The sequence below is a fragment of the Adhaeribacter aerolatus genome (assembly GCF_007991635.1).
GTDB lineage: Bacteria > Bacteroidota > Bacteroidia > Cytophagales > Hymenobacteraceae > Adhaeribacter > Adhaeribacter aerolatus.
The window spans coordinates 193,426-213,765 of sequence record NZ_BJYS01000003.1 but is presented as its reverse complement, the minus strand read 5'-3'; the positions used below and the strand labels follow the sequence as shown (position 1 = coordinate 213,765).

17 protein-coding genes are annotated in these 20,340 nt (G+C 46.1%); 15 read left to right on the top strand and 2 right to left on the bottom strand.

Translation table 11 applies throughout. From position 1 onward, the window contains the following. Window positions 1–55: 55 nt before the first annotated feature. Window positions 56–577 (bottom strand): phosphoribosyltransferase family protein, encoded by a 522-nt coding sequence (locus tag AAE02nite_RS03870; protein WP_246150773.1) that lies wholly within the window; start codon window positions 575–577, stop codon window positions 56–58. Between the two features lie 566 nt (window positions 578–1,143). On the opposite strand from AAE02nite_RS03870, the gene AAE02nite_RS03865 reads away from it, so the two are divergent. The 15 genes from AAE02nite_RS03865 to AAE02nite_RS03800 all read left to right on the top strand — a co-directional run bounded on the left by AAE02nite_RS03865 (window position 1,144) and on the right by AAE02nite_RS03800 (window position 18,320). Further along, the gene (locus AAE02nite_RS03865) at window positions 1,144–1,560 is read left to right on the top strand and encodes a hypothetical protein (RefSeq protein WP_146895132.1); all 417 of its coding nucleotides are present in this window, start codon (window positions 1,144–1,146) and stop codon (window positions 1,558–1,560) included. Window positions 1,561–1,717: 157 nt separating this feature from the next. Then, on the top strand, window positions 1,718–2,857 hold the full coding sequence (locus AAE02nite_RS03860) for an efflux RND transporter periplasmic adaptor subunit (protein ID WP_146895131.1): 1,140 nt from the start codon (window positions 1,718–1,720) through the stop codon (window positions 2,855–2,857). 81 nt (window positions 2,858–2,938) lie between these two features. Continuing rightward, window positions 2,939–6,076 (top strand): efflux RND transporter permease subunit, encoded by a 3,138-nt coding sequence (locus AAE02nite_RS03855; protein WP_146895130.1) that lies wholly within the window; start codon window positions 2,939–2,941, stop codon window positions 6,074–6,076. A gap of 34 nt (window positions 6,077–6,110) precedes the next feature. Next, window positions 6,111–7,562, top strand: coding sequence for an efflux transporter outer membrane subunit (locus tag AAE02nite_RS03850; RefSeq protein WP_146895129.1), 1,452 nt, complete (start codon window positions 6,111–6,113; stop codon window positions 7,560–7,562). Between the two features lie 307 nt (window positions 7,563–7,869). After that, window positions 7,870–8,115 (top strand): type B 50S ribosomal protein L31, encoded by a 246-nt coding sequence (locus tag AAE02nite_RS03845; RefSeq protein WP_146895128.1) that lies wholly within the window; start codon window positions 7,870–7,872, stop codon window positions 8,113–8,115. 72 nt (window positions 8,116–8,187) lie between these two features. Then, window positions 8,188–9,393, top strand: coding sequence for a GlmU family protein (locus AAE02nite_RS03840; protein WP_146895127.1), 1,206 nt, complete (start codon window positions 8,188–8,190; stop codon window positions 9,391–9,393). Between the two features lie 200 nt (window positions 9,394–9,593). After that, entirely contained in the window at window positions 9,594–10,718 is a 1,125-nt protein-coding gene (locus tag AAE02nite_RS03835; RefSeq protein WP_146895126.1) for a DNA polymerase III subunit, read from the top strand. Window positions 10,719–10,924: 206 nt separating this feature from the next. Next, a complete protein-coding gene (gene hemC / locus AAE02nite_RS03830; RefSeq protein WP_146895125.1) occupies window positions 10,925–11,863 on the top strand; it encodes a hydroxymethylbilane synthase in 939 nt (312 codons plus the stop codon). Window positions 11,864–11,907: 44 nt separating this feature from the next. Then, entirely contained in the window at window positions 11,908–12,540 is a 633-nt protein-coding gene (locus AAE02nite_RS03825) for a peptidylprolyl isomerase (RefSeq protein ID WP_146895154.1), read from the top strand. After that, on the top strand, window positions 12,537–13,439 hold the full coding sequence (locus tag AAE02nite_RS03820) for an SDR family oxidoreductase (protein WP_146895124.1): 903 nt from the start codon (window positions 12,537–12,539) through the stop codon (window positions 13,437–13,439). Before AAE02nite_RS03825 ends, AAE02nite_RS03820 begins: the two co-directional genes overlap by 4 nt. 176 nt (window positions 13,440–13,615) lie before the next feature. After that, complete coding sequence (locus tag AAE02nite_RS03815) at window positions 13,616–15,268, top strand: sodium-dependent transporter (RefSeq protein WP_146895123.1); 1,653 nt, start codon at window positions 13,616–13,618, stop codon at window positions 15,266–15,268. A gap of 3 nt (window positions 15,269–15,271) precedes the next feature. Continuing rightward, window positions 15,272–15,418, top strand: a complete 147-nt coding sequence (locus AAE02nite_RS26190) for a hypothetical protein (protein ID WP_170252512.1) — start codon at window positions 15,272–15,274, stop codon at window positions 15,416–15,418. A gap of 21 nt (window positions 15,419–15,439) precedes the next feature. Continuing rightward, the gene (locus AAE02nite_RS03810; protein WP_146895122.1) at window positions 15,440–16,399 is read left to right on the top strand and encodes a ComEA family DNA-binding protein; all 960 of its coding nucleotides are present in this window, start codon (window positions 15,440–15,442) and stop codon (window positions 16,397–16,399) included. A 77-nt stretch (window positions 16,400–16,476) separates the two neighbouring features. Next, on the top strand, window positions 16,477–17,331 hold the full coding sequence (locus tag AAE02nite_RS03805; RefSeq protein ID WP_146895121.1) for a hypothetical protein: 855 nt from the start codon (window positions 16,477–16,479) through the stop codon (window positions 17,329–17,331). Window positions 17,332–17,447: 116 nt separating this feature from the next. Beyond that, window positions 17,448–18,320, top strand: coding sequence for an SDR family oxidoreductase (locus AAE02nite_RS03800; RefSeq protein WP_146895120.1), 873 nt, complete (start codon window positions 17,448–17,450; stop codon window positions 18,318–18,320). 66 nt (window positions 18,321–18,386) lie between these two features. Here the strand turns inward: AAE02nite_RS03800 and AAE02nite_RS03795 are convergent, their stop codons facing one another. Continuing rightward, window positions 18,387–20,093, bottom strand: a complete 1,707-nt coding sequence (locus AAE02nite_RS03795) for a hypothetical protein (RefSeq protein WP_146895119.1) — start codon at window positions 20,091–20,093, stop codon at window positions 18,387–18,389. Window positions 20,094–20,340: the final 247 nt, after the last annotated feature.

Below are 20,340 nucleotides of genomic sequence, written 5' to 3'. Positions count from 1 at the left end.
ATATAAATATTTATCCCCACTAGATAAGTTATTTTACGAAGTAGGTATAAAGCATTTAAATTAAATAAGCGCCAAAACGCTCCCCGTCGGCTAATACTACCCGGATGTGTTCCTGCAGGGTAGTAGATAAAGACAAGCCTGTGTAGGTGGCATTTATGGGATAGAGCGTGTGATGGCGGTTAATTAAAGTTACGGTTTCAACTTTTTTAACTTCGGTTTTTAAGAAAGCCTGCATGGCATAAGCCAGGGTTTTGCCGGTATTTAGTACATCATCTACCAAAATTACAACCCGTTGCTCCAGGGGTATATTATCTGGTTGTACCAGAACAGGGTGATCCAGGGGATGGATTTTATTCAGGGTAATGCTGGCCAGTTCTATTTTTACCGGGGAAATATGGTGCAGTTCTTTGGCCAGCAACTGGGCCAGCAAATAACCGTTTTCCTGGATACCGGCCAGTAAAAAATCTTTTTCTTCAAAATTGTTCTCGTACAGCTCGTAAGCTATCCGTTTAATTTTTTGCATTATCTGGTTGCGGTCCAGAATCCGGTTCTTCTCGTCGAAAGTAATATCTTCCATATAAATATTGAGGCCAGGTAAATTGCCCAAATATGCGGTACTATTATTAAAAAGAAAAATACGAATAGCAGTTATCTTTTCACCTGGCCAGTACAAACCTGGTAAGCGGCCGGGTATTTACCGAATATCTTACTTTAACTACCAGTAAAAGCATCGGCTGCTACCAGGTAATTATACTGCTTACCAGGATGGCGTACGGTTGAAATGCAGGCAGACGAATGATGTAATACCCTTAGGTTAGCAAATTGGTTTTTGAAAAATGCGCTCGTTAAAAAGGGAAGGGAACTAACCGGTAACATTAAATATTTTAAAAGGAACCGCTAATCTTCAGAATTGATCCAGAATTATACTTTAGATTTGTTAGAAATTTACGAAACCTGTTCTGACAAGATTTTGTAAAATTATATGCTGTTAAAAGCAGACCGAAGTATAAATTTTGGTAATCAAAATTTAATACAAGTTTTTCTAGTAGCGTGGATATAACGGACAGATTTTACTATATTCGCAGCTTCAAAATTCAAAAGCGCCTAAATAAAGGAAAGTTAGTATAGAAAGTATTACAAAACATGAATCGAAATTGGAGTTTCTTTTTTGTATTTTGCTTTTTAGTGCACATGCTCGTCTTCTCCTTTTTCCCGCGCAAGCATGTCTTCGACCGGCTACCAGATGCCATTATTAATGAAGTACTAAAAGATAATGCCGAAGCACCAGCAACTGCCCATGCGGAAGAAGAACTAATCGAAGTTCTTTTGTGGGAAGTGATGGAGCTTTCCGAAAATTTTAGCGGCATTGAACAACCTAATTTCCATTTGCGGCCGCACCGCGTAATGCGTTATTCTTTCTCGGTGCTGGCGCGGGTTATTAAACTGGTTTATTTAAACCAGTGGATCGAAACGGAGCAAAAACCGGCCGGAGAATATTCTCACCTTATTCCCCTATTACCCGAATACTACAGTTTTCTTTTCCGGCTCACGCCGTTCTAATTTCAAATCATTTCTTGTTGCAGGCGAGTTAGCCTGTTAATTATTTAAATTCTGCTAAACAGGCGTTTTAGGGGCTGGCTATGCTTTTAGCCGGTTCCGGAGCGGTTTGGATGGCAGCAAAAATGGTTTTGTTAAAAATTAGATTTAGAAAAGAGATATGAAAATTTTTAAAAATATTAGTCTGTTATATGCATTAAGTGCCGGTGCCCTTTTGGGCGGATGTGTGGCCAAAGGAGATGTAAATGAAAAACAGAATGCCATACCGGTAGTGCCGGTAACGCGGCTGGTTACCCACGATACCACCTTGCTCAACGAGTACGTGGCCCAAATTCAGGCGGTTCGCCACATCGATGTGCGGGCGCGGGTTAATGGCTTCCTCGATGCCATATTAGTAGACGAAGGCCAGACGGTTAAAAAAGGACAACCACTTTTCCGGTTAAGCTCTGCCGAGCACCGGGCCGAACTGGCACGAACCAAAGCAAACCTGAAAACTGCCATTGCCGAGGCCAAAGCGGCCGAACTGGAAGTAGCACGGGTGCAGCTTATGGTTGATAAAAAAGTAATTTCCAAATCAGAACTGGAAGTAGCCCAGGTAAAACTAAGTGCAGCCAATGCCCGCATCGACGAAGCCCGTTCGGCCCAGGACAATGCCCAAACCAAGCTTTCTTACACCAATATTAAGGCGCCCTTCTCCGGCGTTATCGACCGCATTCCGTTTAAAACGGGTAGTTTAATTAGTGAAGGTACTTTGCTAACTACTTTGTCGGACTTAAAAGACGTTTATGCGTATTTTAACGTATCGGAAAAAGAATATTTAAACTACCTGAAATCGGTACAGCAAGGTACCAATACCCGCAGCAGTGTGGTAGATTTGGTGCTGGCCGATGGTAAAAAATACCCACTGAAAGGCAAAATTGAAACCGTGGAAAGTGTATTTGAAGCCAACACCGGTTCTATTGCCTTCCGGGCCAAATTCCCCAACCCCCATAAATTATTAAAACACAATTCTACCGGTACCGTGCACCTGGCCAGCGACGTAAACGATGTGGTAATGGTGCCGCAGAAAGCCACTTTTGAGGTGCAGGATCAGAATTTTGTGTACGTAGTTGATAAAGAAAACAAAGTAAAAACCAGAAATTTTAAACCTAAAACCCGCTTCTCCCACTTCTACATTGTGGATTCCGGCCTGAAACCCGGCGATAACATTGTGTACGAAGGCGTGCAGGAGATCCGCGACGGGGAGGTTATCAAACCTTCCTTTATCCCGATGGACAGCATTCTGGCCACTAATCCTTAACAGGGGTTTGGTTTCCGGAGACAGAATTGTGTCGCCTCTTGGGGGTGACCTGGAAGGAGTTTGGTTTTAATTTAAGAAATAATGGTTAAAATGTTTATTCAGCGGCCCGTGTTGTCGTTGGTAATATCGCTTATAATTACTTTGTTAGGCGCTTTGTCGCTCTTTAACTTACCGGTTACGCAGTTCCCGGACATTGTGCCGCCCTCAGTAACCGTAACGGCTAAATATACCGGCGCCAACGCCGAAGTATGTACCAAGGCTGTAGCCACGCCGCTCGAAAGAGCCATTAACGGGGTGCCCGGCATGACGTATATGTCATCGGTATCCAGCAACAATGGTATCACGCTGATTCAGGTATTTTTTGAAGTAGGTACCGACCCCGATTTAGCGGCGGTAAACGTGCAGAACCGCGTTACCACTATTATAGATGAGTTACCCGAAGAAGTTATTAAAGCCGGGGTAACTACCGAGAAAGAGGTGAATAGTATGCTGCTTTACCTCAACCTGATGAGTGAAGATCCAGCTGCGGGAGAGCAGTTTGTATATAACTTTGCCGATATTAACGTATTGCAGGAACTGAAACGGATTGACGGGGTAGGTTTCTGCGAAATCATGGGCTCGCGCGAATATTCGATGCGAGTGTGGCTAAAGCCCGACCGCTTAGCGGCTTATCAAGTTTCGACGGATGAAGTAATTAACGCTATCCGGGCGCAAAACGTAGAAGCCGCGCCGGGTAAAGCCGGCGAAAGTTCCGGCCAATCGCCACAAATGCTACAGTATGTACTCCGCTACACTGGTAAGTTTTTTGAACCCAGTCAGTACGAAAATATTGTGTTGCGCGCCGAACAAGATGGTTCCGGCTCGGTGCTGCGCCTGAAAGATGTAGCCGACGTAGAGTTTGGTTCGATGAGTTACGGCATGGTATCGAAAACCGACGGCCGGCCATCCGCTTCCATCATGATTAAGCAGCGCCCGGGTTCTAATGCCAAAGAGGTAATCGAAAACGTAAAAACCCGCATGGCCGAACTGAAAGATTCTTCTTTCCCGCCCGGCATGACCTACAGCGTTTCTTATGACGTATCGCGGTTCCTGGATGCTTCGATGAGCGAAGTAATCCGGACTTTGATCGAAGCCTTCATCCTGGTGTTTATCATTGTCTTTATCTTTTTGCAGGATTTCCGCTCTACGCTTATTCCGGCGCTGGCCGTACCGGTAGCCCTGGTGGGTACTTTCTTCTTTATGCAGTTACTCGGGTTCTCGATTAACCTGCTTACGCTGTTTGCCTTAGTACTAGCTATTGGTATTGTGGTAGATAATGCCATTGTGGTGGTAGAAGCCGTGCACGCCAAAATGACCGAAAAACACATGCCAGCCAAAGAAGCGACATTGGAAGCCATGAGTGAAATCAGCGGTGCGATTGTAGCCATTACGCTGGTAATGTCGGCGGTATTTATTCCGGTTTCGTTTATGTCGGGTCCGGTAGGTATATTTTACCGGCAGTTCTCCCTTACGCTGGCTATTTCCATTGTAATTTCGGGTATAAACGCGCTTACGCTTACCCCGGCGCTTTGCGCTATTATGCTGAAGCACAGCCCGGCCAGTCAGAAGCAGAATTTATTACAGCGGTTCTTCAATAAATTTAACCGGGGCTACAATTCGGTGGAAAATTCCTATAAGGGATACGTGCAACGGCTGGCTGGCAGACGTACCGTTACCCTGGGATTGTTGCTGCTCTTTTGCGTGGGAACCTGGGGCATGACCAAATTATTGCCGACCGGCTTTATTCCGACCGAAGACCAGGGCATGATTTACGTAAACGTGACAACGCCTGCCGGCGCCACCGTAGAACGAACCGAAAAAGTGCTGGACAATATTCAGGCAGCTACGAAAGGCTTGGATGCGGTAGAATCGGTTACCACGCTGGCCGGTTATAGTTTACTAACCGAATCGGCGGGCGCTTCTTACGGCATGGGCATGATTAACCTGAAAGCCTGGGAAGATCGGGGGGAATCGGTAGATGATATTATTGCGGTACTGGAAGAAAAAACCGCCAACCTGAAAGATGCTACCATCGAGTTTTTCCCACCGCCCACGGTGCCGGGTTTTGGTAACTCCAGCGGTTTTGAATTACGTTTGCTGGACCGGGGTAAAAACGATGACCTGCAGGCAACCGCCGAGGTAACGAACAAGTTTATCCAGGCTATGCAGGAAACGCCCGAAATCAACACGGCCTTTACCAGCTTCGACCCCAACTTTCCGCAGTACATGATTCACGTGGACCAGGATATGGCCGCCAAAAAAGGCGTTACCATCGATAACGCCATGAACACGCTGCAAACCTTACTGGGTAGCTATTATGCGTCTAACTTTATCCGGTTTGGGCAAATGTATAAGGTGATGGTGCAGGCTTCGCCCACTTTCCGGACCCAGCCCGAAGATGTATTAAAACTGCATGTGAAGAACGACCAGGGCGAAATGGTGCCTTTCTCAACGTTTGTAACCTTGGAGCGCGTGTACGGTCCGGAGCAGCTGACCCGCTACAACATGTACACCTCGGCCATGGTTAACGGCAGTCCGGCGCCCGGCTTCAGTAGCGGCGATGCCATTCAGGCCATCGAACGCGTGGCCGAAGAAACCTTGCCCCGTGGCTTTACTTACGAGTGGTCGGGCATGACCCGCGAGGAAATATTATCCGGTAACCAGGCGGTTTACATCTTCCTGATTAGTTTGCTGTTTGTGTATTTGCTGCTGGCGGCCCAATACGAGAGTTTCCTGTTGCCGCTGCCGGTAATATTATCGTTACCAACGGGTATTTTTGGTGCCTTCTTCTTTTTACAGTTGCTGGGCCTGCAAAACAATATTTACGCGCAGGTATCGCTGGTAATGCTTATTGGTTTGCTGGGTAAAAACGCCATCCTCATTATTGAGTTTGCCATTCAGCGCCAGAAAGAAGGTTTAACAGTATTGCAGGCAGCCGTAGAAGGAGCCGCTTCCCGTTTGCGCCCTATCCTGATGACTTCCTTTGCCTTTATCGCGGGTCTGATTCCGTTGTGTATTGCCAGCGGCGCCGGTGCCATGGGTAACCGTTCTATTGGTACGGCATCGGCCGGCGGAATGCTCATTGGTACCTTGTTTGGCATTATTTTGATTCCGGGCTTGTACGTGCTGTTTGCCAAAATGGGGCAGCCGAAGAAAAAGAAGGAGTTGCAAACCGCCTAGCCCTCAAATTTTTAATTAATTTAAAAGCATTTAAATGTATCTTCCTAAATATTTATATAAATTTTTCTTATTAGCAGGGCTACAGGTACTTTTCTGGTCCTGTAAAGTAGCCGGTCCGGTTACCTTACCCATGAGCCGGGCGTTGCCTGGTACTTTTGGCACCAGTGCCGATACCACCAGCACAGGCAATATTGCCTGGTCCGCTTTTTTTACCGACCCTAATCTGGTTAGCCTGATTGATACGGCCCTGCGTCAGAACCCGGATTTACAGGTGACTTTACAACGTGTAGAAATGGCCCGGGCCGGCGTGTTGCAAAGCAAAGGAACTCTAATGCCGGCGGTGCAGGCCGAAGCTTCCGCCCGGTTCGACAAATACGGCGATTATACCCTCAACGGGGTCGGTAATTACGATACTAATTTATCGCCGAACATCAACGAAAACCAAAAAATACCCGACCGTGTAGTGCCCGAATATTTTTTAGGGGTGCGCAGTACCTGGGAACTGGATATCTGGGGAAAATTGCGGAACTACCGCAAAGCAGCCTATAACCGGTATTTGGCTTCGGAAAACGGTCGGCAATTGGTGCAAACCGCTTTAGTAGCCGAGGTGGCTAATTTATACTACGAGTTGGTGGCACTGGATAACGAACTCGAAATAATCGACCGGAACCTGAGTTTGCAGCAACTGGCTATTGACCTGATAAAAATAAAGAAAGCCGGCGGCCGGGAAACCGAACTGGCAGTGCAGCAATCTACCGCGCAGCTGTTAAATACCCAAAGTCTGCAGGCTGAGAAGAAACGGCAAATAACCGCCACCGAGAATTTGCTGAACCAATTACTGGGGCGTTTTCCGCAGCCGATAACCCGCGGAAAATCTGTCCGGGAACAGCAATTACCGGAAAATATGCAGACGGGTATTCCCACGCACTTATTGCGTCGCCGGCCCGATATTCAGCAGGCGGAGTGGGAGTTGGCGGCTGCCAAGGCCGATGTTGCCGCTGCCCGCGCCGCTTTTCTGCCGTCTTTTACTATTTCGCCGTATGCCGGTTTAAACGCTTTTAAGGCTTCCTTGCTCATGACCACGCCGGCCTCGCTGGCTTACGGTTTGCTGGGTGGTTTATCGCTGCCTATATTTAGCCAGAACCAGCTAAAAGCGCGGCATCGGTATGCCTCTGCCGCTACTAAGGAAGCTTTCTTTAATTACCAGAAAAGCATTTTTAACGGGGTGCAGGAAGTAGCTACCGGTTTAAATGCCATTCAGCGGTACAAAGAAATACAGGAACTAAAGGCGCAGGAAGTAACCACTTTACAGGATGCGATTACTACTTCCAACGACTTATTCCGGGCCGGTTACGCCACTTACCTCGAAATTATTACAGCGCAGAAAGGTGCCTTAGCCGCCGAACTGGAGCTGATAAATATTCATAAAGCGCGGCTGCTTTCTACGGTAGATTTATACCGGGCTTTAGGGGGCGGCTGGCAATAATTGTGTAGATAAATGAATATTAACGAGGTTGTTAAAAAAGCAATATTCAGTTGGTTACCAATAAATAAAACGAAGGGGATTATTTTAAGCTAGGGGTTTCTATGGCGCAGATTTACTTCTGTGCCTTTTCTGAGTAGCAAACCAAGCGCTACAAGCAGAAAAAGTAAGCTGATATTTTTTGCTAATGCACTAGGGGCAAGTTAGTTTTGTCTGAAATAAATTATTACTAAAGCATTAGGTAAAAAATAAAAATCTCCTTATTTTTGCAGTCCGATTCGAATTTAGCAGTTTTAACATATAAGTACCCATGAAAAAAGATATTCATCCGCAATACCGCGAAGTAGTATTTCAGGATACATCCAGTGATTTTAAATTTATTACCCGTTCTACCATGACTTCTAACGAAACCATTACCATGGAAGACGGCAAAACTTACCCGGTTATTAAAGTTGAAGTTTCTTCTGCTTCTCACCCGTTCTATACTGGTAAGAACATCTTCGTGGATACTGCCGGCCGGGTGGAAAAATTTCAGAAGCGTTACGCGAAGAAATAATTTCCTTAGCATTTACCGCCATTTTATTTAAAGTCTTCCCGTATATCGGGAAGACTTTTTTATTTTTGCATCATGAATATTATCCTTTTCGACGATAAATCAATTCGACCGAATCTGCTGCCGCTGACTTTTACCCGACCGGTAGCCGAAATCAGAACCGGAATTTTAACCATTGCAGAAAAGTGGGGCCACTTTTTTAAAAAAGAAGTATCATTCCTGACGCAGGATTATCTCCAAAAAAAATTTCCTTATAAAACCAGTGCCGAAGGTAATGTTTACGTAAATGGCGCTATTTGCCCCGATGTGGCTTTAGTGGTAAAGATTAAGAATTTACAACCCGGCAAAGTTATTTTTAAGCAAGGCACTTTAGTAGCCTTCCATGCCGGTACCAACAACTTTAATACCTTAGCCGACCTGCATGATCATCATTTTGATAAAGCGGGAGAATATAACGAGGATATTTACTTTATAAGAGAAATCTGGCATATCTTCAAAAACAATGGCTCCCAAATCCGCAGCGATTTTGAGTTAATTACCGCCGGGCGTAAAAGCCAACCCATTACCGATCCGCACACACTGGTTTATAACCCGGAAAATATTTTTCTGGAAGAAGGAGTGGAGTTGCGGGCAGCTATCTTAAATGCCTCCGGTGGCCCCATTTATTTAGGTAAAAACGCGCAGGTACAGGAAGGCGCTATTATTCGGGGGCCTTTTTCGCTGGGCGAAGGCAGTGTCGTTAACATGGGTGGAAAAATGCGCGGCGATAATACCATCGGGCCATTTTGTAAAGTAGGCGGCGAAATTAGTAATTCTGTCATATTTGGCTATTCCAACAAAGGCCACGATGGTTTTATGGGCAATTCGGTGATGGGCGAGTGGTGTAATTTGGGCGCCGATACCAATACCTCTAACATGAAAAATAATTATGCCGAGATAAAGCTGTGGAATTATGCCAAGGGTGGCTTCAAAGTTTCCGGTTTGCAGTTTTGCGGCCTGATAATGGGCGACCATGGAAAGTCCGGCATTAATACTATGTTTAACACTGGTACCGTAGCCGGGGTCGGAACCAATATTTTCGGTGCCGGATATCCGCGTACTTTCATCCCGTCGTTTTCGTGGGGTGGGGCCAATAGCTTTGAAACCTACCAGTTGCGCAAAGTTTTTGAGGCCGTAGAAAAAGCCATGGAACGCCGCGGCAAGGTGTTCGATGAAACGGAACGCAATATCTTGAGCAATATTTACCACCAGGAACGCGAACACCGGTCCTGGGAACGGTAGGTTCGTTGCTCGTTAATCTTTATTCCTTTAGCGGTTAACCTGAAATTCCTGCTAAACCAATTATTCAGGAGTAGCAAGTTGGTTAAAATATGCCTGTTCATTTTGGCTGATAGTCTGTTGCGTAATTATCTAAATTAACATAAAATTATCGTTTTCGAATCGAACAACGATTAACGAATAACGAATATCGAATAACGAAAATGTTTTTCTCCCAGATACCGGGCCACCAGGAAACAAAAAGGCTGCTAGTAAAATCGGTGCAGAACCAGCACGTGGCGCACGCCCAGCTTTTTATGGGAGCAGATGGCAGCGCTAACCTGGCGCTGGCGCTGGCCTATGCCACGTACCTCAATTGCGAAAACAAAGGCGAAGAAGAACCCTGTGGAACATGCGCCAGTTGTACCAAAATGAATAAACTGGTACATCCGGATATGAACTTTGTGATGCCGGTTACTACTACCAAATCGGTGACCAAAGATGCGTTGAGCCAGAATTTTTTAGCGGATTGGCGGGAGTTCCTGCTGGAAAATCCTTACCAAACCCTGAACGACTGGATGCAGTTTATCGGGGCCGAAAACAAGCAGGGTAATATTTCTAAGGACGAAAGCCGACAACTGGTACGTTTTGCTTCGCTCAAAGCTTTTGAGGCCGAATTCAAAATAATATTAATCTGGTTACCGGAACTCATGCATTCGGCGGCGGCTAATGCTTTGCTCAAACTGCTCGAAGAGCCGCCGGCTAAAACCATATTCTTATTGGTTTCTAACGCTTCCGATAAACTACTCGCCACCATTTTGTCGCGAACCCAGAAAGTACCCGTAAGGGCTTTCTCCGACGAAGAGGTCATAAATTATTTGCAGGAAGAATTGCAGGTAACCGAAAGCGCTGCGCACCAGATAGCCAATTTGGCCGAAGGCAACCTGCAGGCTGCCCGCAAACTGAGTCAGGAACTAACCAGCAATTATTTCGAAACTTTTGTGAGGTGGATGCGGAGTTGCTACGCAAATAAATTTGGCGACGTGGTGGACATGAGCGATGAGTTTCAGAAGTTGGGCCGCGAAAACCAGAAAGCTTTTTTGCACTACGCCCTTAACAATTTGCGCCGGGTAATGCTGTACGGCATAGATGCCCAACTGGTACCTTTTATTCCACCCGCCGAGGTTGATTTTGTGAGTAAATTCTCGAAGCTTATAAGGCCCCATAATGCAGCCTTACTAACAGAAGAATTAGGGAATGCACATTACCACATTGAACGGAACGCCAACCCCAAAATTGTTTTTGTAGATTCCTCTATCCAAATTGCCAAATATTTAAAAATGAGTTAGGAGGTTAATGTGCTAATTATTTAATGTGCTGATGTGCTAATTAATTGGAGGATTTGAAAATTGAAAACGAATGGTTTTCCTAAATTAGATAACTAATGTTCTGGAGATTCGATTTTAAATTAACCTATTTTACAGCTAATATATTATCAAATGAGCACATCAGCACATTAAATAATTAGCACATTAAATATTTTAAAACAGAAAAAATGTCTGAAAATAATAAACCTATCCGGATTGGAACCCGGGGTAGCCGACTGGCCCTTTGGCAAACGCATTTTGTAGCCGAGAAACTACGGGGTGCCGGCCTTGAAGTAGAAATCGAAATTATCAATACCAAAGGCGATATAGTACTTGACCGGTCGCTTGATAAAATAGGCGCCAAAGGTGTATTTACTGAAGAGTTGGAAGAAGGATTACGGGCCAACACCATTGATATTGCCGTACACAGCGCCAAAGATTTGCAGTCGCAAATACCCGAAGATTTAGAGATTCTGGCTTTTATGGAGCGCGAGCAGGTAAACGACGTGGTTATTTCTTTTGATTCGCAATTTTCGCTGGAGAAAGAGCAGATTGTGGTGGGAACTTCGTCTACGCGCCGCCGGGCTTTGCTGAGCCGGTATTATCCCAACGTAATTGCCGCGGAGTGCCGGGGCAATTTACAGACCCGCTTGCAGAAGCTGAAGGATGGCCAGTACGATGCCATATTGTTGGCATATGCCGGCGTACACCGGATGCAGTACAACCACCTGATTACCGAATTTTTGCCAACCGATAAATTTGTACCGGCCGCCGGGCAAGGTAGTATTGCCATTGAGTGTGCCAAAAGCTTGCCGTTGCCCCGGAAAGAAGCCTTAAAAGCATGTCTCGACCACGAAGAAACCCACTTTTGCCTATTAGCCGAACGCTCTTTTTTACGCACCATGGAAGGCGGTTGCAGCATTCCATCTTTTGCTCTGGCCACCAAAGCGGGTAACGAGGTGAGTATTACGGGCGGGGTGGTCAGCCTGGATGGTCAGCAAATGATAACCGATACGTTAACAGCGCCTTCCGACGAAGTAATTGCCCTGGGTGAGCGATTGGGTAATAACATTTTGCAAATGGGCGGCGATAAAATATTAGCCGATATCCGGGCTGCCCGCGCCTAAGCTATTGCTTATTTAATAACAGCACCTTATATTTTTAACAAATGATGGTTAAATATTTAGTCCGACTTTCTCTTGTTCTGAGTTTTTTGACCCTGAGCAACACAGTATTTGCCCAGAAAAAGCCTTCTAAAAAAGATATGCTGGTTACCATCTCCACCAGTTTCGGCGACATGAAAGTAGTGCTGTTCGATCAGACGCCTAAACACAAGGAAAACTTTCTAAAACTGGCTAAAAAGGGTTTTTACAACAATACTACTTTCCACCGGATTATTGATGGCTTTATGATTCAGGGGGGCGATGCCAACACCAAAGACGAAGACCCGAATAATGACGGTGCCGGCGATATCGGGTACCGCGTACCGGCTGAAATATTCCCAAACCTGAAACACGTACGCGGTGCGGTAGCCGCCGCCCGGAACAACAATCCGCAGAAAGAATCCAGCGGCTCGCAGTTTTACATTGTCGAAAACCACAACGGCACCCCCTTTCTGGATAATAATTATACCGTGTTCGGGCAGGTTATCTCGGGTTTGGAGGTAATTGATAAAATAGCGGAGCAACCCAAAGGCCCTATGGACCGGCCCACAACGCCCATCCGGATGAAGGTAAAAGTTGATAAGGTTAAAAAGAAAAAGATTACCAAAGAATACGGTTACGATTACGCGCAGGCTGCATGAGGAAGAAAGTTCTAATAACGGGCAGCAATGGTCTGCTGGGGCAGAAGCTGGCGCAATTGCTCATTCACAATGCCGATATAGATTTAATAGCTACTTCGCGCGGGCAAAATAAACTGGCGCAAGCGGTACCGGAACTCCATTTTATTTCATTGGATGTAACCGACGAGCAGCAGGTTGAAAAAATAATATCGGTAGAGCGCCCCACGCACCTAATTCATACGGCTGCTATGACCAACGTAGACGAGTGCGAGTTGAACCAGGAAGCATGCTGGAAACTGAATATGGAGGCCGTGCAGTATCTGGTAAAGGCCTGCGAAAAATATAATGTTCACCTGATTCACCTGTCCACCGATTTTGTGTTTGATGGCGAAGCCGGACCCTACAACGAGGAAGCCCAACCCAACCCCATCAGCTACTACGGGCAAAGCAAATTAGCTGCCGAAAAGATTGTAAGGCAAAGCAAAGCGAAATGGGCCATTATCCGGACGGTGCTGGTTTACGGCGTGGTACACGATTACGGCCGCACCAATATTGTGTTGTGGGTGAAAAACAGCCTCGAAGCTCAGAAAACCATTCAGGTAGTAAACGACCAGTTCCGGACGCCCACTTTGGCCGAGGATTTGGCTATGGGCTGCTGGCTGGCGGTGCAACACGACGCCAAAGGTATATTCCACATCTCCAGCAAAGAAATTTTAACGCCCTACGAAATGGCCTTGCAAGTAGCCGAATATTTTAACCTAAATAAATCTTACATCAACAAGGCCGATGCCTCCAACTTTTCGCAGCCGGCTAAACGTCCGCCCCGTACGGGCTTCGATATTAGCAAAGCCGAAAAAATATTGGGCTTTAAGCCACATAATTTTAGCGAGGGGATAGCCGTGATAGCCAGTCAGTTATAATAGGTGTTAAAAAAATGCTTCTCTTTTAGGTGGTATGCCGTTCCAAAAAGGCAGAACGCTTAAGTTTATATTTGGTGGTTCAAAACTTTACCGGTTCATTAATATTTTACCGGAATACTTAAAGTATAGGTATAAATTAATATCTTTCAGTTTAAAATATTCTGAATAATTAATATATGAGTGCAAACAACGAGTCCTGGGGGTCGCGGGTTGGTCTTATTTTGGCTATGGCCGGAAATGCGGTGGGCTTTGGCAATTTCCTGCGTTTTCCGGTACAGGCAGTGCAGAATGGGGGTGGGGCTTTTATTATTCCTTACCTGGTCTGCTTTTTATTAATGGGCATTCCCCTGCTTTGGATCGAGTGGTCTATTGGCCGGTTTGGCGGTCGCTTTGGCTATCACTCCACACCCTTTATTCTTAACTCCCTTGATAAACGCCGCTTCTGGAAATATTTAGGCGTATTTGGCGTCTGGACTAACATTGCCGTAGCGGCTTATTATTGTTACCTGGAATCCTGGACGCTGTCTTACGTGTACCATTCGCTGGTAGGTTCCTTTAGCGATTTATCCCAAACCCAGATTGCCCAATTTTTTAACGATTATGTAAATCTCTCGGTCTCTACTTCGGGCATTCCGTACGAGCCCATTTTTTTCTTTGTGGTGTGTCTGGCTTTAAATACGTGGGTTTTATCGCGTGGCTTAAGCGGTGGGGTCGAAAAAGTAGCCAAGATAGGTATGCCCTTGCTCATTTTATTCGGGATGTTCCTGGCTTTTAAAGGCTTTACCATTACAGCCGGCGAAGATGGGGCTATTAACGATAGTTCGGTGGGGCTAAATTTTCTCTGGACCCCCAATTTCGATTCGCTCTGGAGCCCCAAGGTATGGCTGGCCGCAGCCGGACAAATATTCTTCACCTTATCGGTGGGCATGGGTTCTATTCAGTGCTATGCTTCGTACATGCGCTCTAAAGACGATATTGCCCTGAGTGCGATGTCGGCGGGCTGGATGAATGAATTTGTGGAAGTGGTGTTGGGCAGCTCCATTATTATACCCATTGCGGTGGGTTACCTGGGCATCGATAACGTTATTGAACTAACCAAGTCGGGTGGTTTGGGCTTAGGTTTCCGGACACTGCCGTACCTGTTTTACCAGTGGGGCGATTTGTTGGGGGCGCTTTCGGGGGTAATGTGGTTTGGGCTCTTATTTTTTGCCGGTATTACTTCCTCGCTGGCCATGGGTACGCCGTGGATGAGTTTTCTGATGGATGAGTTTAAGTGGAAGCGTGAATCGGCCGCCTGGTCGTTTGGAATAATTGTATTTGTGCTGGGCATGCCTACCGTATTGTTTTTCAACTACGGCGTGTTCGATGAATACGATTATTGGTCCGGCACGGTGTCGTTGGTGGTGTTTGCCATGATAGAGTCTATTTTATTTGCCTGGGTGTTTGGCATCGATAAGGGCATGCGCGAAATTAATGCGGGCTCCGATATTCAGGTACCCAATATTTACCGGTTTATTATTAAATATATTACGCCTACATTTATTTTGCTGGTTTTCCTGAGTTCACTGGTTACTCCTAAAGACGGTAATTGGGATGAGGCCTTAAGCGGGAACTGGGTACTGGATGATAGTTCGATTATCCGGAAAATAACCAATGCGGGTTTAAAAGAACAAATTACCGCTGCCACCGATGCCGCTACCAAAGCCAACCTGGAAGATACTTTAATGTTTGTAAACGGCTCGCGGTTGCTCCTGGTAGTACTATTTCTGAGTATTACCTATCTGGTTTACGTAGCTTATAACAGAAGATTAAAAGAGGGGGAAATTTAAAAGATGAATACTTTAGCGCTGAGTGTAATGCTTTTCACAATGATTAGCGTAACTGTTGTTACCATCTATTTTTTTATTCTGGTATTAAAAACACCACCCCGGCCCGAACCAGATTCTTATTCCGAAAACGACGACGAACCCCGGCCATAAGCTTTTGGTAATATTGGGCCTATGAAGCAAATAAAATATTGGCTTCGGAATTATTTTGGGTTCTCGCAGCGCGAAACCAATGGCTTTTTGTTTTTGCTTTTGATAACGGTGCTGGCGGCAGCCGCACCGTTTCTTTTTGATAGTCTAATTAAATCTACGGGCTATAATCCATTAAAAGACCAGGCCGCGCTCGATAGCCTGGCGGCGCAATTAGACCATGTGGCTCCGACCGGCCGATATGCAACGAAAGACGCACCGGGTGCATCAATTACCGCGCCCATCCGGCTGCACCGGTTTAACCCCAACACCGCTACCCAGGCCGATTTAGTGGAATTGGGCATTAGCCGGTACGCCGCCGGCAATATTATTAAGTACCGCGCTAAGGCTGGTGGTTTCAAGTACAAAGAGCAACTGCAGCGCATCTACGGTTTACCCGACGCGTTATACCAGCAGCTTTACCCGTACATAGACTTACCGGCCCAACCGGATAAGCAGAATAATGACCACCGTAGCAGACCTGCCGACAACCAGGTTTACGCCAATCGCCCGTCTTTTAAGACCGAACGCCCCGATTACCGGCTACAGCCATTTGATATTAATACCGCCGACACTACGCAGTTAAAAAAGATTAAAGGCATCGGGACTAAGTTATCGGCCCGTATTGTAAATTTTAGAGATAAGCTCGGCGGCTTTGCGCGACCGGAACAGTTAGCCGAAGTGTATGGCTTGTCGCCGGAAGTAGTGGATAGCTTGCATAAATATACTTTTGTTCAGCCGGATTTTACGCCGCGCCGAATTGCCTTAAATACGGCTACGTTAGAAGAATTGCGGGCGCATCCATACGTAGGGTTTAACCTGGGCCGCCTCATTATCGCTTACCGTACCCAGCACGGCCAGTTTCAGTCTCCCGAGGATATTAAAAATATTAAGCTGGTAAACGAAACTATCTACCAAAAGCTTAGACCTTACTTAGGCCTGTAGCTGTGTCTGCCCGTTTTAAAGGTGCTTTACTTTCGTGCGTGTCCTGCGTATACTGGTTGATAAATTAGTGCGTGCCTATGCTATTTAAGCTATTTACGGTTTATGTTTTTCTCGAAACGTTATTTTGTGGTTGTGCTGCCGATAAGAAACAATCTGGTTTTTTGGTGAGAACCAAACAATATAAAATAGAAAGGATAGGCCGGATGGCCAAAGATGAGGTGCCGGAAAGTTCGGGCCTGGCCTTGGCCGCTGATAAAAATTTATGGACCCATGGGGACAGTGGAAACCCGCCGGTATTATTTAAGATAAACGAAACTGGAACGCTGTTGCAAACCCGGGAAATTCAGCGTACCCATAACCAGGACTGGGAAGATTTAGCTAAAGACCAGGCCGGCAATATTTATATCGGCGATTTTGGAAATAACCAAAACAACCGGCGCAACCTCCGCATTTTCCGGATACAGGAAAACGACGGAAGCCAGGTCGATACCATCTTGTTCCGTTACGCCGACCAGAGGGGTTTTCCGCCACCCAAAGAAGCACTTACCTTTGATGCCGAAGCTTTTTTTTATTACCAAGGTTACCTTTATATATTTTCTAAAAACCGCGGCCCTAATAAAAAGGTTAAGCTTTATAAAATACCGGCCCAGCCCGGTACTTACGAAGCCACCATTGCCGATAGCATCAGAATAAACAATATGATTACCGCCGCTGATATAAGTCCGGATGGTAAAAAAGTGGCCTTACTGGGTTACGGCAATATTTATGTATTGGAGGTTGGCCCCAATGGCAACTTTTTTGCCGGTAAAAAATATTGCCTCTCCTTTGGTAAGTCGGGCCAGGCCGAGGGGCTTGTTTTTATTAATAACACCGATTTTGTTTTCAGTAATGAGGGTGGTAAAATATTTAAAGCCGTAAAAAGAAATAAGTAATTTGGGTTTAGTTGGCCTAAATGTTAATTAACCAGTAATACAACAATAAACTATACAGATAATAACTGGAGCCGGATTACCTGATTAAATGGCGCCATCCTGTAAAATAAAAAACTATGAAAGAAACCATTTTAGTAACGGCTGCTAACGGCACCGTTGGCAGCGAAACCATCAAAATTTTGGCAGGTACCGAATTCCGCGTCCGGGCCGGTGTACATTCGCTTATTAAAGGCGACAGGTTCCGGGGGTTACCGCATGTAGAAATGGTGCACCTGGATTTTCACGATCCGGAATTGTTGCGCGTGGCACTTACCGGCGTAACGCATGTTTTTCTGATTACCCCGTTTACCCAGGATCAGGTTGAAATGGCCAAAAAGTTAGTTGATGTAGCCAAAGAAATTGGTGTCCATCATATTGTGCGTTTATCAGCCAGCGGCGCCGATGCCGAACCGGGCATTCAGTTAGGGAGAGATCACCGCGAGGTAGAGATGTACCTGGAAAGTTCAGGCGTACCTTACACTATTTTGCGGCCAGCCGGTTTTATGCAGAACTTTTTAATGGATGCCGATAGTATCTGTAATAATAACAGCCTTTATATGCCGCTGGGTAACGCCAAGGTAAATTATGTAGATGCCCGTGATGTTGCAGCGGTAGCGGCAACTATTTTAACCCAACCCGGCCACGAAAGCAAAGTTTACGAAATTACCGGTCCGGAAGCTATTTCGGTGAACGACGTAGCCCATGCTATAACGGTAGCCACTAATCGGTTAATTGCTTATGTAGATGTGCCCGAAGAGGCTGCAACAGCTACCATGCTGCAGCACCACGTGCCCGGCTGGATGGTAAATGCCATAGTGGAGTTGAATGGTGTTTACAAAGCCGGCTACGCCCAAAATATTACCGATACCATTGAGAAATTAACTGGCCGGCAACCCCGCAGCATAGTGGATTTTGCACAGGATTATAGCCAGCATTTTCAGCCGAATTAAAATGGTATTCAAACAAAAAGGCTTCCGATTACCGGAAGCCTTTTGTCTTTTTATTAAATATTTACCTTAATCATCATATTCATTACTGCCGCGGTAATGATTGCTTCTTTCGTTCCAGCGGTTATTATCATCGTCATCTTCCTGGCGGCCCGACCGGTAATTACTTTCGTAACCTCTCTGCTGGTTTCTGCCCCTGGTACTGTTGGTATCGTTAAACTGGTTTCCTTGCCATGGCGAACGGTAATCATCGTGGCTGGCATTATCGTAGCCGCCCCGGTAATTGGTTTGGCCTCCTTCCCGCGATGCGCGGTAACCTTGTTCGTTACCATAGGAATTTCCCTGGCCGTAATTACTGCCACCTTGGTTCTCGTAGCCGCCCTGGTTGCCGCGCCGGCTGTCTCCGGACCGGTATTCATCGTTATAAGAGCCGCCCCGCGAGCCGAAGCCCCCTTGCTGGTTATAACCGCCCTGCCGGTCTTGCTGATTGCCGTAGCCGCGCTGGTTGCCGTAACCATCGCTCCAGCCACTGGTGCCACTGCCCCGGTAAGATTCATGGTGCTGCTGGTCGTTATCCATGCGGCCGTAGCCGCCCCGGTTACCACCCTGCATGTTGTTGCGGTTCCAATCTTGGTCTTGCTGCCAATGCCAGTCCGACGACCGGTTTTGGTTACCACCCTGGTTTTGCTGCCGATTCCAATCCTGGTCTCCTTGGCGGTTGTGGCCATAGTTATTATTATCGTTTCGGTTGCCATAATCCTGGCGATAATCGGAGCCGCTACCGTAGTTACTCCGGTAACCGGAGCCTTCGTTAAAGTTGCTTTGTCCGTAACCACCGCCGCTTTGGTGACCGGTATGGCCAAAACCGCCCCGTCCGGCTGATTGGTAACCGCTGCCTTCGTTGTTGTATGGTTCGTAGCCGTAGCCTCCCCGTTGATTAGACCGGTTTTGGTCATAACTATCATTACTTTGTCCGTAGCTGCTTTGTCCAAAGCTGCCCTGGTAGCCCGGCCGGTTCTGGCCATAGTTACCCTGATAGTCCTGACCACCTTGGCCATAATTGCCCTGGAAGCCTTGATTACCATAGCCACCGCCATAATTTCCGGACTGATGGCCATAGCTGCCGCCCTGGTTACCCCAGCCACCACGTTGGTCGGTGCTGAAATTATCATGGTCGTTGTAATCGCGGTTATTGGTGCCTCCCCACTGATTACGCTGCTCCCGATCATTATCCTGGTTGCTGCCTTGGTTCCGGTTAGCCGTGTTTTCGGAGTTTATACCCATATTGGTATTGTTCTGCGAAAATTCCGAAGTAGCCGATTTGTTCTGGTTATTGTTTGTGTCAGAAGCTTTATTTTGTGCACTAGATTCTGATTTGTTCTGAGCACCTGCTTTGGCATCTTTAGTTGTTTTGGCCGTAGTTTTAGAGGTACTTGCCGCCATAGTAGCGTTATTTTTGTTATTTCCCGTAGTGCCTTTGCTAGTGCCCGAATTGGTCTTGGCAGTCGCACTTCCGGTTTCTTTTTTCAGCGTTGTGCTGCTGGGGTCGGTGGCCGAAGAAGTTAAGTTTTTATTGCCGGCATCTTTGGCCTGATTCGGATTGGTCCCCCAGGGGTTAGACTCGGTTCCGCTTTGCGGTGATTTATTTTTATTTTGGTCGCCGACTGTTTTTTCTGTGTTACTGGCCGATTGACTGGTATTTCCGGTTAGCATATCAGTAATCGTTGAAATTACGCCTTTGTTTTCACCGCTTTCATTTTTTTTGTTCTCTTCCATAGGTTTATTTTTTAGGTGAATAATTTACTTATCGGGTAAACTAGCTTCGATTAAGGCTGCCTGCCGGATAAGCATAAATAAATTTTTATTTACTGCATATAAGATATACGAGGCCTAAAGCCTTATGTTTTTGAAGGTTCTGGAAGAAGTGGTAGAACGCCGTAGTAAATATTTGCGATTATTTTAATATTTATTTTAAAATAAAGGGAATTTTAAAAAACCTTATTCTGAAAGAAATGTATATTGC